The following is a 13904-nucleotide window of genomic DNA, read 5'->3' as shown; positions in this document are numbered from 1 at the left end:
GGCGGTTGTTACTTCACGTTGACGCCGGTCCAGGCGGCGTCCACGGCCTTCAGCTCGGCGCTGTCCGCGCCGTAGAGGTCGGTCGCGGCCTTCTCGGTCGCGGTGCGGGCGTCCGCGTAGTCGGTGGAGGAGGTCATGTACTCGGAGAGGGCCTTGTACCAGATCTGGATGGCCTTGTCCCGGCCGATGCCGGTGACGGTGGAGCCGTCGGAGGTCGGGGAGTCGTAGTCGACGCCGTTGATGGTCTTCGCGCCGCTGCCCTCGGCCAGCAGGTAGAAGAAGTGATTGGCGACACCGGACGAGTAGTGCACGTCCTCGTTGCCGACGCTGCTGCTCCAGTAGTCGGCCGAGCCGCCGTCCTTGCTCGGCTCGTCCATGTAACGCAGCGGGGTGCCGTCGCCGTTGATGTCGATCTTCTCGCCGATGAGGTAGTCACCGACGTCGGTGGCGTTGTCGGCGTAGAACTCCACCGAGGTGCCGAAGATGTCGCTGGTCGCCTCGTTGAGGCCGCCGGACTCACCGACGTAGTCGAGGTTGGCGGTGGACGAGGTCAGCCCGTGGCTCATCTCGTGCCCGGCGACGTCGAGGCCGGTGAGGGCGCTCTTGTTGTCGGCGCCGTCGCCGTACGTCATGCAGAAGCAGCTGTCGTCCCAGAACGCGTTGACGTACGCGTCGCCGTAGTGGACCCGGGAGTACGCGGCCTTACCGTCGCCCGCGATGCCGTCGCGGCCGAGCACGTCCTTGTAGAAGTCCCAGGTCTCGGCGGCGCCGTAGTGGGCGTCGACCGCGGCGGTCTGGCGGTCGTTGCCGGTGCCGTCGCCCCAGGTGTTGTCGTCGTCGGTGACCAGGGTGCCCTTTCCGCTCTCGCCCTGGTTCAGGTCGTACGTCGAGTGGCCGCCCCGGTCGCCGTCGGTCAGGTCGAAGCCCGAACCGGACTCGGTGGTCGACAGGTCGACCTTGCCGCTGTACTGGCTGTTGCCGACGCCGGCGGTCTCGATCTCCTCGTAACTGTGCAGGACCTTGCCGGTGTTGGCGTCGGTGAGGATGCGCTTGCGGCTCGGGGTGCCGTCCTTCTGGACCCCGGTCTTGGTCGATTCGAGTGCGAGGACCGGCTTGGAACCACCCGCCCAGATCACCTTGCGGGCACCGGCCACCGTCTTGATCTTCGCCGTCGTGGACGGCACGGATATCTTGGCGTCCGTCGCCCTGGTGACGCTCTTGAGCTTGCCGTTGCTCGCGGTGTGGGTGACGAGGTCGCCGCCGATGACGGGCAGTCCGGCGTAGGTGCGCTCGTAGCGGGTGTGGACGGTGCCCTTGGCGTCCTTGATCACGTCACGGGCGATCAGCTTCTCCTTGCCGCCGAGCTTCAGCGTGGCAGCGGTCGAAGAGGCTTCGGTCTGGGCCGACTTGATGGCCGTGGTGCGCGCCGCGGCGGCGCTGAAGGCGGGCGAGGAGGCGGAGGAGCCGTTGTCGGCGGCGGCCGGCCGGGCGTTCGCGGTACCGGTCTGCACTCCGACGACGACCATCGCGGCCACGGCGGCCAGGGCTGCGGCGCGACGGGTGTTCATGTGGGGGGTCATGGGTTCTCCGTTGCTCGTTCCGTGGGGGGTTACGAGCGGAGAGCGTGCCACCGAATGACCGACATTGACGGTGTACTAACAATTACCTCACAATTCTTTGACCAGTTCTTGTCCGACTGGGATACGTCCGTGTCCGCTATCCGGCGGACTTCGGTCAGTTGTGTAACACGGCGTGTCACGCGCCCCATTGGGCTCAGTCAGTGGTATGCGGACACGGCGGAGCCCCCGGCCGCAGGACGATCGGCCGGGGGCTCCGGTGAAGCGGTGGGACGGAGCGTCAGAGGGTGACGCCGAAGTCCTGGGCGATGCCGCGCAGGCCGGAGGCGTAACCCTGGCCGACGGCACGGAACTTCCACTCGGCACCGTTGCGGTACAGCTCGCCGAAGACCATGGCGGTCTCGGTGGCGGCGTCCTCGCTCAGGTCGTAGCGGGCGATCTCGGCGCCGCCGGCCTGGTTGAGGATGCGGATGTAGGCGTTGCGCACCTGGCCGAAGTTCTGGCTGCGGGTCTCGGCGTCGTAGATCGACACCGGGAAGACGATCTTGTCGATGTCGGCCGGCAGGCCCGCCAGGTTGACGTTGATCTGCTCGTCGTCGCCCTCGCCCTCACCCGTGACGTTGTCACCGGTGTGCACGATGGTCTGGTCCGGCGTCGCCTTGTTGTTGAAGAAGACGAAGTGACCGTCGGAGAAGACCTTCCCGGCGGCGTTGACCGCGATCGCGGAGGCGTCGAGGTCGAAGTCCGTGCCGGTGGTGGTACGGACGTCCCAGCCGAGGCCGACCGTGACGGCGGTGAGGCCGGGGGCCTCCTTGGTGAGGGAGACGTTGCCGCCCTTGGACAGGCTTACTGCCATGGGAAGTCCCTTTCATCTGTCGTCTGCGGGCTTCGTGTCGTCACGAAGCTACCGTCACCCTCCATAACGCGGGCAGGGGACCGAGAGGTTCCATCCGGCTTTGCTTTCTTTACCGAACGGTCCCGGGGCGCGGCCTCGGAGCAGTCGCGAAGGGGCAGCCGTAAAGAAGGTGACGAACAGCCGGTGGGACAGGGAACATGGGTGTCATGTCCGGGCCCTATGTCATCCGCGGTGCGGTCTCCCTGCCGGAGGCCGAGCTCATGTGGCGTTTCTCGCGGTCCTCCGGGCCCGGCGGGCAACACGTCAACACCACCGACTCCCAGGTCGAGCTCCGCTTCGACCTCGCGGCGACCGAGTCGCTGCCGGAGGTGTGGAAGGAACGCGCCCTGGAGCGGCTGGAGAGCCGGCTGGTCAACGGGGTGGTCTCGGTCCGCTCCTCCGAGCACCGCTCGCAGTGGCGCAACCGCGAGACGGCCGCCGTGCGGCTCACCTCCCTGCTGGCGGAGGCCACGGCGCCGCCCCCCAAGCCGCGCCGCAAGCGCAAGATCCCGCGCGGCATCAACGAGCGCAGGCTGCGCGAGAAGAAGCAGCGCGGCGACACCAAGCGCGGCCGCTCCGGGCGTGACTGGTAGCCCCCCGGGCCGGTAGGACCGCGACCGCCGAGCGGTCAGCCCAGCTGCCGGTAGCGCCCCCGGAAGTAGGTCAGCGGGCCGCCGTCCTGGGTCGGCAGCTGCGCACTGAGCACCCGCCCGATCACCAGCGTGTGGTCACCCGCCACGACGCGCTGCTCCGTACGGCACTCCAGCGTGGCGAGCGCGCCCCCGGCCAGCGGCGCCCCCGTGATCTCCCCGCGTACATAGGGGATGTCCTCGAACAGCAGCCGGTCGCTGATCCGGCCCTTCATGGCGAACCGCCCGGCGATGTGCCGCTGGCTCTCCGACAGTACGGAGACGGCCCACAGCGGCTGCTCCGCCAGCAGGTCGTCCATCCGTGAGTCGTTGCGCAGGCTCACCATGACCAGCGGCGGGTCCAGCGAGACGGACATGAAGGCGGTCGCGGTCATGCCGACGTCCTCGCCGCGCCCCTGCTCGTCGAGCGGCGGCTCCTGGGCGGTGACCAGCACCACGCCGGCGGCCAGTCGGGCGAGGGCACCACGGAACTCGTCGTTGCTCACCCCCTCAGCATGGGGGACGGGCCGGGAACGCGGGGCGGGGGGCTTTGTCTGCAACACACCGGGCACGCTAGTCGCGTACGGACCGACGGCGCATCGGGCCAGGGGACCAGCCAGGTCCTAGGACCTGCCCACACCCGTGCCGGACCTGTTCCGGGCCCATCCCGGACCCGTTCCGGCCCCGTACTGGACCCGTTCTGGACCCGGAGGTAATCCTTTACTATCTGTTGTGACTTGTCTCACAGAGCGCGATATTCGTTGACCCTGTGTACCGGGTGCACAGCTCACTGTGATTCAGTGGCCGTGACACTGCAGTAAGTACGTCAAGTACGCCGATATGAAACCTGGAGTGCTGTCGAGGTCTCGGGGAGTGCGAGCGATGGAGGCCGAGTCGGAGCCGTACGTCCGTCTTGCGACGATGCGGCAGCTGCACCAGGCCGTGGCCGATCTCAACACGGCGCGGAGCCTGGCCGACACACTGCAGACCGTGGCCGACGGGATCGTCGCTGGTCTCGGCTACGAGCTGGCCTGCGTCAACCTCGTCCGTCCCGACGGTGACCTGGTGGTCGCCGCCTTCGCCGGGAACAGCGCCGCCGAGGCCCTGATCACCGGCCGCGTCGGCTCCCGCACCTCCTGGGAGCGTCGCCTCGCCATGGGCGAGATATGGGACGAGCTCCGCTTCATACCCCACACCGACGGCTGGGTCCTCCTCGACGACGACGTCCCGCAGTGGCACACCGAGGGCCCGGAGCCCCGCTTCGAGGACGAGTGGCACCCGCAGGACCGGCTCTACGCCCCGATGTACGCCTCCGGCGGCGGCTCCGACCTCCTCGGCGTCATATCCGTCGACCGCCCCCGCAACGGCCGCCACCCCGGCGCCTGGGGCCGCGAGGCCCTCCAGATGTACGCCTCCCAGTCGGCCATCGCCATCAGCAACGCCAGGCTCCGGGCCAACATGCAGCGCGCCCTGGTCCGCCTGGAGCGGGAACAGCAGGCGCTGCGGGCCAGCGAGGAGTCCTTCCGCCAGGCCTTCGAGTACGCCCCCAGCGGCATGGCCATCGCCGAGATGGGCGGCGACCAGCACGGCCGGCTGCTGCGCACCAACGACGCCCTGTGCCGGCTGCTCGGCCGCCCCGCCTCCGTCCTGCGCCGCTACTCCTTCGCGGACCTGGTCCACCCTGAGGACATCGGCACCCTGCTCCGTACCTCCGCCGAGGGCGGCCGGGCCGAGCTGCGGCTGGGCCGCCGGGACGGCACCTACCTCTGGGTCTCGCTGCGCAACTCCGTCGTCGCGGACACGGCGGACGGGCCGCGCTTCCTGCTCACCCATGTCGAGGACATAGAGGAGCGCAAGCGCCACGAGCTGAACCTCGCGCACCGCGCCTCGCACGACGCGCTCACCGGCCTGCCCAACAGCGCCGAGCTGCGCTCCCGGCTCAGCGCCCGGCTCTGCGAGCGCCCGCACGCGATGGCCTCCACCGACGTGCAGGTGCTGGACGCGGCGTACGGCGACGTGGACGAGGCCCGGCTGCACGGCTTCCCCGCCGACGGGTTCGACGCCGGGACGGGCGTCGGCCCGTACGACCACCATGTGCATTCCGTCGCACCCGACACCGGGCAGGACGACGGCTCGAAGGGCCTCGCGGTCCTCTTCTGCGACCTGGACGGCTTCAAGTCGATCAACGACCGCTTCGGCCACCACACGGGTGACGCGGTCCTCATCGAGGTGGCCCGCCGGCTCACCACCTGTGTCCGCGACGGCGACACCGTCGCCCGGCTCGGGGGTGACGAATTCGTCGTGCTCGCGGACGGGCTCGGCTCGGCGGACGCCGCCGACCTGGCCGTACGCCTGCGTAACGCCATCATTCCGCCCATTCGGGTCGACGGCCGGGCGGTCCGCGTCGGGGCGAGCTTCGGCATCGGCTGGGCCGCCTGCGGCATGACCGCGGAGGAAGTGCTGCGCTCCGCCGACCAGCGGATGTACGTCGAGAAGCGGTCCCGTTCGAAGGTTCACCGCAGAGCCGGCTGACGTTCGCCGAGGCGTTGTGCGCGTACCCCACCCCGGTCCCCGCCGCGCGTCCGGCAATTCTTGGGCTGGTCCGTTCGGGGTAGGCTCGGCCGGTCGGCGTGGGCTGACGGTATACGGCGAGTGGCCGACGACATGGTGAGGAGTGACCCAGGGATGGCCGGGAACAACGGCGCGAGCACACCCGAGGACGACGACCCGTTCGGCTACCTCTACGAGGACGGGCGGGCGGCCGGTGCGCAGCCGCCGGGTCAGGGAGGCCAGGGGGGCTACGGCTACCCGGGCCCCGCCGCGCAGCGCGGTGTCCCGCGTACCTCGTACAACCAGGTGCGGACCGTCGGTGAGCGCCAGTACGGCCAGCAGGTGCCGCAGCAGGGGGCGTACGGCTACCCGCCGCAGGCGCAGAACAACGCCCAGTACGGTCAGCAGCAGGGCCAGTACGGGCAGCCGAACGCGCAGTACGCGGCCCCCGAGACGTATCCCGGCGCTCCCACCTCCCAGGTCCCGCACCAGGGCGGCCGGGGCAACGGCGGCGGTCCCGGCAAGGGCGGCCCCAACACCAAGGGCCTGCTGATCGGTGCCGTCGCGGTCGTCGCGGTCGTGCTCATCGGCATCGCCGCCGCCCTGATGACGAGCGACGGCGACAAGGGCAAGAAGAACAACGACGCGGCGTCCTCCTCCTCCGGTGCGGCCGGTGAGGTCGAGGAGTCGCCGAAGCCGCAGCAGTCCAAGACCTCCGAGGCGCCCCCCGAGCTCCCGAAGCAGGACGCGGCGTCGCTCAAGCTCGGCGGTGACGCGAGCCTCGACAACACCGTCAAGGGCGCCAAGAGCAACAACGGGCAGTACATCAGCCTCAACGCGGTCGGCAGGTCCGCGACCTGGTCCGTCGAGGTGCCGGAGGCCGGTGAGTACACGCTGTTCGTGACGTACGGCGTACCGGGCAAGGACGCCAAGACGTCCCTCACGGTCAACGCCGAGGACCCGCGCTCCATCAACATGGAGAACTTCGCCCACGCCCCCGAGGGCGACCTGGAGAAGGGCTGGACGACGACGTACGCCTACGTCAACCTCACCAAGGGCGCGAACACCCTGATGATCTCCTGCAACGACGGCGACCAGTGCGATGCCAACCTGGATCAGCTGTCGCTGAAGGCCGGTCACCAGACGCGCTGACCCGCCCGCCCCGCACGCGACGACGGCCCCCTCGCCTTCTGGTGAGGGGGCCGTCGTCGTGGTGGCTCAGCCCATCAGGGCCAGGAAGCCGGCGACCGTCGCGGCCATCGCCTCGCGGCCCGGGGCGATGTACTTGCGCGGGTCGACGCCCGTGGTGTTCTCGGCCAGGTAGGACCGTACGGCCCCGGTGAACGCGGTGTTCAGGGCCGTACCCACGTTGATCTTGACCATGCCGGAGGCGGCGACGGCCTGGCGGATCTCTTCGTCCGGGACGCCGCTGGAGCCGTGCAGCACCAGCGGGACGGGGACGGCGTCGCGCAGCCGGCCGATCAGCTCGTGGTCCAGGGCGGCGGTGCGCTCGGTCATGGCGTGCGAGGAGCCCACCGCGACGGCCAGCGCGTCGACACCGGTCGCGGCGACGTACGCGGCGGCCTCCGCCGGGTCGGTGCGGACGCCGGGGGCGTGGGCGTCGAGCGGGGCCTCGCCCTCCTTGCCGCCGACCTTGCCGAGCTCGGCCTCGATCCAGATACCGCGCTCGTGGCCCCAGGCGACGGCTTCGGCGGTGGTCCGCACGTTCTCCGCGTACGTCAGCTTGGAGGCGTCGAACATGACCGAGCCGAAGCCCTCGTCGTGCGCCTGGTGCAGCAGTTCCACGGACTCGACGTGGTCGAGGTGGAGGGCGAGCGGGACGGCGGAGGCGCGGGCGACGGCGGCGGCGGCCGCCGCGATGGCGGAGAGCCGGCCGCCGTGGAACTTCACGGCGTTCTCGGAGATCTGGAGGATGGCGGGGGCCCCGGCCCGCTCCGCGCCGGTGGCGATGGCCTCCGCGTGTTCCAGGGTGATGACGTTGAAGGCGGCGATCCCGCGTCCCTGGGCCTGGGCGGCGGAGACGAGTTCACCGGTACTGACGAGCGGCATTGCTGACCTCTGTTGATTCCTCGGGCCCGGTGGGGGCCCGGTTTGGGCGCGGCGCTCAGGCCGCTCCGTCTGCGTGTTCCTCGATGGCGACGCGCGGCAGCAGCTCCTCGTAGGCCGCGCGGTCGAAGTCACCCGCGGTGGGGGCCAGCACGGTCGCCGTCGACAGAGCCACCGCCCGTCGCAGCCGGTCCGGCCAGCTCAGGCCCTCGACGAGGGAGGAGAGCAGTCCGGCCACCGCGGAGTCGCCGGCCCCGGTCGGGTTGCCCTTGACCGCGGCGGGCGGGGACGCCCGCCAGCTGCCGTCGGGGGTGACCGCCAGCATGCCGTCCGGGCCGAGCGAGGCGATCACCGTGTGCGCGCCTCTGCGGCGGGCGTCGCGGGTGGCGCGGGCGGGTTCGCGGGAGCCGGTGAGCTGGGCCAGCTCGTCGGCGTTCGGCTTGATGAGGTCGGGGCGGGCCGCGATGCCCCGGCGCAGCGGTTCGCCGCTGGTGTCCAGGAGCACCGGGACGCCGGCGGCGCGGGCCGGCCGGATCAGTTCGGCATAGGCGCCGACGTGTATGCCGGGGGGCAGGCTGCCGCACAGGGCGACCGCGTCGGCGCCGGTGAGCAGCTTCTCGTAGCTGTGGAGGAAGGCGGTCCACTCGTCGGCGCCGACGTGCGGGCCCGGTTCGTTGAACTGGGTGGTGTCGCCGGTGGTCCCGTCGACGACGGCCAGGGTGCGGCGGGTGTCGCCGGCCACCGGGACGAGCGCGTCGGTGAGGCTCGCCCGGCCGGCCGGGAGGTCCGCGAGCAGTTGCCGCAGTACGGAGCCGGTGGCGCCGCCCGCGAAGCCGGTGACGACGGTGTCGTGGCCGAGGGCCGTGAGGACCCGGGCGACGTTGATGCCCTTGCCGCCGGGCCGCTCGGAGAGGTCGGTGACCCGGTGGCTGGCGTGCGGGACGAGGGCGGGTACGCCGTACGTCAGGTCGAGTGCCGTGTTCAGCGTGACCGTGAGGATCACTCGGCCGCCCCCTCGATACGTGCTGAGCGCGGGTGCCGTTGCGGAACCCGCTGTTCCTGATGGTTCGCCGACGATCATGCCAAAGAGCCGGCGGCGGGCCCAGACCCGGGGGACAACCGCCGTCTCTTCGTTACGTTCTGTCCGAGGCTCGGGACGGTTGCCGTCAGGCCGCCACGGGTACCGGCTGGACGACCCACTCGCCCTTGCGCATGACGCCCTTGAGCGCGAAGTCGGCGTCCAGGACGACCAGGTCGGCGTCCTTGCCCGGTTCCAGCGAGCCGACCCGGTCGTATACGCCGAGCAGCCGGGCCGGGTTGGCGGAGATCGACTGGACCACGTCACCGACCGGGATGCGGTCGATGGTGACGGCCCGGTGGAAGGCGGTGTCCAGGGTGAGGGTGGAGCCGGCGATGGAGTTGCCTTCGACGAGCCGGGCGACGCCGTCCTTGACCTCGACGGCGAGCGGGCCGAGCTGGTACTGGCCGTCGCCGAACCCGGCCGCGTCCATGGCGTCGGTGATCAGGGCGACGCGGTGGGCGCCCGCGTGGTGGTAGGCCAGCTGAAGTGCGGCGGGGTGCAGGTGCGTGCCGTCGTTGATCAGCTCGACCGTGATCCGCTCGTCCTCCAGGAGGGCGGCGATCGGGCCGGGCGCGCGGTGGCCCAGGGGCGGCATCGCGTTGAAGAGGTGCGTGGCGACGGTGGCGCCCGCGTCGATCGCCTCGACGGTCTGCTCGTACGTGGCGTCGGTGTGCCCGATCGCGGCGATGACGCCGTGCTCGGCGAGCAGCCGTACGGACTCGATGCCGCCGGGCAGTTCGGTGGCGAGCGTGAACATCTTCGCGGTGCCCCGGGCGGCGTCGATCAGCTTGCGGACCTCGGCCGGGTCCGGGTCGCGCAGCAGGCCCTCGCTGTGCGCGCCCTTGCGGCACGGCGAGATGAAGGGGCCCTCGAAGTGGATACCGGCCAGCTCGCCCTGCTCGACCAGCTCGGAGAGGATGCCGGCCCGTTCGGCGAGGAAGTCCATCTCGCCGGTGACGGTGGAGGCGACCAGGGTGGTGGTGCCGTGCTCGCGGTGGGTGCGGACGCCGGTGAGGACGTCCTCCACGGTGCCGGAGGTGAAGGAGGCGCCGCCGCCGCCGTGGTTGTGGATGTCCACGAAGCCGGGGACGATCCAGTGGCCGGACAGGTCGAGGCTCGGCGCGTCGTCCGGTGCCGGGCCGGCGGCGATGCGGGTGCCCTCGATGACCACCCGGCCGTTCTCGACGGTGCCGGTGGGGAGTACCACCCGGGCACCTGCGAGAACTGTGCTGTCTGCGCGTCCGGCCATCAGGCGGATACCTCCGTGGAGAGAAGATCCCAGGCGAGCAGCCCTGCGCCCAGGCATCCGGCGGTGTCCCCGAGAGCCGCGGGGACGATGTGGGGCAGCTTCTGGAACGTGATGCGTTCCTCGACAGCCGCACGGAGTGGTGTGAACAAGGTTTCCCCCGCCTCGGCGAGACCGCCACCGATGATGAGCGTGCGGGGGTCCAGCAGGGTGAGCGCGGTGACGAGCCCGGCGGCGAGGGCGTCCACGGCGTCGTGCCAGACCGCGAGGGCCGCCGGGTCGCCCGACTCCACGGCCTTGGCGCAGTCCGCCGCGTCGGCCTTCGGGTCGCCGGACGCGGTGGCCCAGGCCCGGCTGACGGCGGCGGCCGAGGCGAGCGTCTCCAGGCAGCCGCGCTGGCCGCAGGGGCAGTCCGGGCCGTCCGGCCGGATCACGATGTGGCCGATCTCGCCGGCCGAGCCGTGGGCGCCGGCCTCGATGGAGCCGCCGATGCCGATGGCCCCGGCGATCCCGGTGCCCAGCGGGACGAAGACGAAGCGGTCGGCGCCCCGGCCCGCCCCGATCCGGCCCTCCGCGAGTCCGCCGGTCCTGACGTCGTGGCCGAGGGCGACGGGGACGCCGCCGAGCCGCTCACCGAGCAGCCGGCGCATGGGGACGTCGCTCCAGCCCAGGTTGGCGGAGTAGAGCGCGATGCCGTTCTCGGCGTCGACGATGCCGGGTACGGCGACACCCGCGGCGAGAGCGCTCTCGCCGAAGTGCTCCTCGCCGTACGCGCGCAGATCCGCCGCGAAGGCGAGGATCGACTCCACGACCGCGTCGGGGCCGCGCTCTCTGCCGGTCGCGCGCCGTGCCTCGTAGAGCAGGGCGCCATCGGCCCCGACCAGTGCGGCCTTCATTCCGGTGCCGCCCACATCGAGGGCGATGACGTGTTTCACGGGAAACAGTTTCGCCCGACGGACCCCAAAAGGTCTAGTCCACTATCGCTGTTTGTTGCGCATCCATACAAAATCGGCCCGCAACCGCACGGCAATCCGCCGTGAACGCGCCCCGCGTGCGCCCTCAGCCCGGCAGGATCACGCTGCGCGACAGATTGCGCGGGTGGTCCGGGTCGTAGCCCTTCGACTCCGCGAGCGCCACCGCGAGCCGCTGGGCCCGGATCAGATCGGCCATCGGGTCGGCGGCGGTACGGGCCACCAGCGTCCCGCCGACCCCCGCGACCTCGCCCGCCAGCCCCTCGGGCAGGGCGCCGAACACCCAGGCCACCCGGTTCGGTCCGGTGATCGCGATCGGGCCGTGGCGGTACTCCATCGCCGGGTAGGACTCCGTCCAGGCGCCCGCCGCCTCGCGCATCTTCAGCCCGGCCTCCTGTGCCAGCCCGTAGGTCCAGCCGCGCCCCAGGAACGTCCACTGCTCGGCCGAGACCACCGCCTCGTCCAGCGGCTCCGTCACCGCCAGCTCCGCGTCCACCGCGGCCTCTGCCACCGTCTTCACGCCCGCCGGGAGGGGGCCGGCCGCTTCGAGCCCGGCCCGCAGGAAGGCGAGCGCGGTGGTGGCGAACCGGGTCTGCACGACCGACTCCTCGTCGGCCCAGTCCAGGACCGCCACCGTGTCCGCGGCGTCCATCACCGGTGTCTTCGGGTCGGCGGTCAGCGCGACGGTCGGCGTCTTCCCGCGCAGCTCGGCCAGGAGCGCCAGCACCTCGCTCGTGGTGCCGGAGCGGGTGATGGCCACGACCCGGTCGTAGGACCGCCCGGCCGGGAACTCCGAGGAGGCGTACGCGTCCGTCTCGCCCTGCCCGGCCGCCTCGCGCAGCGCCGCGTAGGCGATGGCCATGAACCAGGAGGTGCCGCAGCCGGTGACGGCGACCCGCTCGCCCGGACGCGGCAGCCCCTCGGCCACCGCTCCCGCCTCTGCGGCACGCCGCCAGCAGCTGGGCTGGGTGGCAATTTCTGATGCGGTTCGGGACATGCGGTACGGCTCCTCGCGGGGTGGGCGCGCATAAAGGTCTGGACCATCAGAGGGCTGCTGGAGAGCTAAGGACCTTGTGCCGGACCCTCGTTGACCGAGACGTTGACCGAGACCTACTTAGCAGTCACCGAGCGTCCCGTGCAATGCTGCTGCGTTGCCGAAGCGATACCGGGGTGGTGTAGACCTCCTTGGAGGCGGTGGGGCAAAATCGCAGCTCATCCGGAGCGCCCCACGCCGACGTGGGTGGAGCGGATGGCGCGATCAACGAGGACGGACTGGGCTGTGCAGCGGCGTTACTTGGGACTGACGGCGGCTGTCGCCGCCTTGGGGATGACGGCTGCGCTGTCGGGCTGCGGCGGCGGGAGCGACGGAGGAGACGTCACCCTGAAGCTGGTCGCGGCCGATTACGGCACCGGCGAGGCGAACAAGTCGGACAAGTACTGGGACGGTGTCGCCCGGAGCTTCGAGGCGTCCCACCCCGGCATCAAGGTCGACGTGACCGTCCTGCCGTGGACGGACATCGACCGCAAGGTCGCGGAGATGGTGAAGGCCGACAAGGCCCCCGACATCGCGCAGATCGGCGCGTACGCGGACTACGCCAAGGCCGGGAAGCTCTACTCCGCCGACCAGATGCTCAGCGTCCGCACTCAGGCCAACTTCCTGCCGGTCCTCGCGGACGCGGGCCGGGTCAGCCAGGTCCAGTACGGGCTGCCGTTCGTGGCCAGCACCCGGCTGCTCTTCTACAACAAGAAGCTCTTCGGACAGGCGGGCCTCGACGCCCCGAAGACCTGGAGCGACATCGCGAGCGACGCCGCCGCGCTCAAGCAGCGCGGCGTGAAGTTCCCGTTCGCGCTGCCGCTGGGCCAGGAGGAGTCCCAGGCAGAGACGCTGATGTGGCTGCTCAGCGGCGGCGGTGGCTACACCGACGACGTCGGCTCGTACAACATCGACTCGGCCGAGAACATCAAGACGTTCGACTGGCTGAAGTCGAACCTCGTCGACAAGGGCCTCGTCGGCCCCGTCGCCCCCGGCAAGCTCAACCGCGCGAAGGCCTTCGAGGCGTTCACCAGCGGTGACGTCGGCATGCTCAACGGCCATCCGACGCTGATGCAGGAGGCCCAGAAGAAGGGCGTGGACGTCGGCATGGTGCCGCTGCCCGGCATCACCGGACCCAGCACCAGTTCGATGGGCGTCGCCGACTGGATCATGGGGTTCAAGCAGAACGATCACCGGGTCGAGATGGGCAAGTTCTTCGACTTCATGTTCAGCGACAAGAACGTCATCGACTTCGCGGACACCTACGACATGCTGCCGGTCACCGACAGCGCCTCGGCCGCGATGGAGACCGACCCCAAGTACAAGCCGCTGTACAAGTTCCTGGACGCGCTGCCGAGCGCGCAGCTCTACCCGTTCGGAAAGACGTCCTGGGCGCAGGCCAGCGAGTCGATCAAGAAGAACATCGGTGAGGCGGTCGAGCCGGGCGCCAAGCCCGAGAGCGTGCTGGCGCGCATAGCGCAGGAGTCCACGGCGGCGGAGAGCGCGGAGTAGCGGGCGGCGGTCCGCAGGTCACGGCCGCGCAATATATTGGCTGATATGACCGCCCTCCCCCCGGACAGCCCCGACGAGCCCGCCCCGCCCGCTCCCGGGCTCTCGGACCGGGACCGCGCGGTGCTGGCGGTCGAGCGGCAGTCGTGGGCCGGTCCCGGGGCGAAGGAGCGGGCGATCCGGGAGCGGCTCGGCATCTCCCCGACCCGCTACTACCAGCTGCTGAACGCCCTGCTGGACGACCGGCGGGCGCTGGAGGCCGACCCGGTCACGGTGAACCGGCTGCGGCGGGTGCGCGAGGCGAGGCGGGGGCGGCGCTGAGGGCCGGGGCGGGCCGGCGATTTCC

13 protein-coding genes are annotated in these 13904 nt (G+C 71.0%); 5 read left to right on the top strand and 8 right to left on the bottom strand.

Translation table 11 applies throughout. The features are described from left to right. Positions 1 to 8 precede the first annotated feature (8 nt). Together ACFVQ0_RS07860 and ACFVQ0_RS07855 are read right to left on the bottom strand one after the other, a co-directional pair. Positions 9 to 1580, bottom strand: a complete 1572-nt coding sequence (locus tag ACFVQ0_RS07860) for a M4 family metallopeptidase (RefSeq protein ID WP_390085691.1) — start codon at positions 1578 to 1580, stop codon at positions 9 to 11. A 277-nt stretch (positions 1581 to 1857) separates the two neighbouring features. Then, positions 1858 to 2433, bottom strand: a complete 576-nt coding sequence (locus ACFVQ0_RS07855) for a TerD family protein (RefSeq protein WP_123460746.1) — start codon at positions 2431 to 2433, stop codon at positions 1858 to 1860. A 197-nt stretch (positions 2434 to 2630) separates the two neighbouring features. On the opposite strand from ACFVQ0_RS07855, the gene arfB reads away from it, so the two are divergent. After that, positions 2631 to 3065: an alternative ribosome rescue aminoacyl-tRNA hydrolase ArfB gene (gene arfB, locus ACFVQ0_RS07850; protein WP_328865984.1), complete on the top strand. Its 435-nt coding sequence runs from the start codon at positions 2631 to 2633 to the stop codon at positions 3063 to 3065. Between the two features lie 35 nt (positions 3066 to 3100). Here arfB and ACFVQ0_RS07845 read toward each other — a convergent pair whose 3' ends face one another. Further along, a complete protein-coding gene (locus ACFVQ0_RS07845; RefSeq protein WP_327338274.1) occupies positions 3101 to 3607 on the bottom strand; it encodes a flavin reductase family protein in 507 nt (168 codons plus the stop codon). Between the two features lie 376 nt (positions 3608 to 3983). On the opposite strand from ACFVQ0_RS07845, the gene cdgB reads away from it, so the two are divergent. Together cdgB and ACFVQ0_RS07835 are read left to right on the top strand one after the other, a co-directional pair. Next, positions 3984 to 5633 carry a diguanylate cyclase CdgB gene (gene cdgB, locus ACFVQ0_RS07840; RefSeq protein WP_390085688.1) on the top strand — a complete coding sequence of 550 codons (1650 nt, stop codon included), beginning with the start codon at positions 3984 to 3986 and terminating at the stop codon, positions 5631 to 5633. Positions 5634 to 5786: 153 nt separating this feature from the next. Beyond that, on the top strand, positions 5787 to 6803 hold the full coding sequence (locus ACFVQ0_RS07835) for a carbohydrate-binding protein (RefSeq protein ID WP_390085686.1): 1017 nt from the start codon (positions 5787 to 5789) through the stop codon (positions 6801 to 6803). 66 nt (positions 6804 to 6869) lie between these two features. Here the strand turns inward: ACFVQ0_RS07835 and ACFVQ0_RS07830 are convergent, their stop codons facing one another. The 5 genes from ACFVQ0_RS07830 to ACFVQ0_RS07810 all read right to left on the bottom strand — a co-directional run bounded on the left by ACFVQ0_RS07830 (position 6870) and on the right by ACFVQ0_RS07810 (position 12013). Continuing rightward, on the bottom strand, positions 6870 to 7721 hold the full coding sequence (locus tag ACFVQ0_RS07830; protein ID WP_390085684.1) for a ketose-bisphosphate aldolase: 852 nt from the start codon (positions 7719 to 7721) through the stop codon (positions 6870 to 6872). A 55-nt stretch (positions 7722 to 7776) separates the two neighbouring features. Continuing rightward, complete coding sequence (locus ACFVQ0_RS07825; RefSeq protein WP_390085682.1) at positions 7777 to 8721, bottom strand: 1-phosphofructokinase family hexose kinase; 945 nt, start codon at positions 8719 to 8721, stop codon at positions 7777 to 7779. Between the two features lie 163 nt (positions 8722 to 8884). Then, positions 8885 to 10048, bottom strand: coding sequence for an N-acetylglucosamine-6-phosphate deacetylase (gene nagA, locus ACFVQ0_RS07820; RefSeq protein ID WP_390085680.1), 1164 nt, complete (start codon positions 10046 to 10048; stop codon positions 8885 to 8887). After that, entirely contained in the window at positions 10048 to 10980 is a 933-nt protein-coding gene (locus tag ACFVQ0_RS07815) for an ROK family protein (RefSeq protein ID WP_390085678.1), read from the bottom strand. The genes nagA and ACFVQ0_RS07815 overlap by 1 nt, the downstream gene beginning before the upstream one ends. Positions 10981 to 11104: 124 nt before the next feature. Continuing rightward, entirely contained in the window at positions 11105 to 12013 is a 909-nt protein-coding gene (locus ACFVQ0_RS07810; RefSeq protein ID WP_390085676.1) for an SIS domain-containing protein, read from the bottom strand. Between the two features lie 330 nt (positions 12014 to 12343). Here ACFVQ0_RS07810 and ACFVQ0_RS07805 point away from each other — a divergent pair, with 330 nt between their 5' ends. Both ACFVQ0_RS07805 and ACFVQ0_RS07800 read left to right on the top strand, forming a co-directional pair. Further along, the gene (locus tag ACFVQ0_RS07805; RefSeq protein WP_390085674.1) at positions 12344 to 13561 is read left to right on the top strand and encodes an extracellular solute-binding protein; all 1218 of its coding nucleotides are present in this window, start codon (positions 12344 to 12346) and stop codon (positions 13559 to 13561) included. Positions 13562 to 13606: 45 nt separating this feature from the next. Then, the gene (locus ACFVQ0_RS07800) at positions 13607 to 13879 is read left to right on the top strand and encodes a DUF3263 domain-containing protein (protein WP_390085672.1); all 273 of its coding nucleotides are present in this window, start codon (positions 13607 to 13609) and stop codon (positions 13877 to 13879) included. Positions 13880 to 13904: the final 25 nt, after the last annotated feature.

The organism is Streptomyces sp. NPDC057900 (assembly GCF_042887885.1).
GTDB lineage: Bacteria > Actinomycetota > Actinomycetes > Streptomycetales > Streptomycetaceae > Streptomyces.
Note: the sequence above shows the minus strand (reverse complement) of the source record. Positions and strands in the feature narration are given on the sequence as shown.

What these genes read in the sequence shown, in the direction of transcription:
- ACFVQ0_RS07860 (WP_390085691.1), bottom strand. Translation starts at nt 1,580, where the DNA reads ATGACCCCCCACATGAACACCCGTCGCGCCGCAGCCCTGGCCGCCGTG.
- ACFVQ0_RS07855 (WP_123460746.1), bottom strand. Translation starts at nt 2,433, where the DNA reads ATGGCAGTAAGCCTGTCCAAGGGCGGCAACGTCTCCCTCACCAAGGAG.
- arfB (WP_328865984.1), top strand. Translation starts at nt 2,631, where the DNA reads ATGGGTGTCATGTCCGGGCCCTATGTCATCCGCGGTGCGGTCTCCCTG.
- cdgB (WP_390085688.1), top strand. Translation starts at nt 3,984, where the DNA reads ATGGAGGCCGAGTCGGAGCCGTACGTCCGTCTTGCGACGATGCGGCAG.
- ACFVQ0_RS07835 (WP_390085686.1), top strand. Translation starts at nt 5,787, where the DNA reads ATGGCCGGGAACAACGGCGCGAGCACACCCGAGGACGACGACCCGTTC.
- ACFVQ0_RS07830 (WP_390085684.1), bottom strand. Translation starts at nt 7,721, where the DNA reads ATGCCGCTCGTCAGTACCGGTGAACTCGTCTCCGCCGCCCAGGCCCAG.
- nagA (WP_390085680.1), bottom strand. Translation starts at nt 10,048, where the DNA reads ATGGCCGGACGCGCAGACAGCACAGTTCTCGCAGGTGCCCGGGTGGTA.
- ACFVQ0_RS07810 (WP_390085676.1), bottom strand. Translation starts at nt 12,013, where the DNA reads ATGTCCCGAACCGCATCAGAAATTGCCACCCAGCCCAGCTGCTGGCGG.
- ACFVQ0_RS07805 (WP_390085674.1), top strand. Translation starts at nt 12,344, where the DNA reads ATGACGGCTGCGCTGTCGGGCTGCGGCGGCGGGAGCGACGGAGGAGAC.
- ACFVQ0_RS07800 (WP_390085672.1), top strand. Translation starts at nt 13,607, where the DNA reads ATGACCGCCCTCCCCCCGGACAGCCCCGACGAGCCCGCCCCGCCCGCT.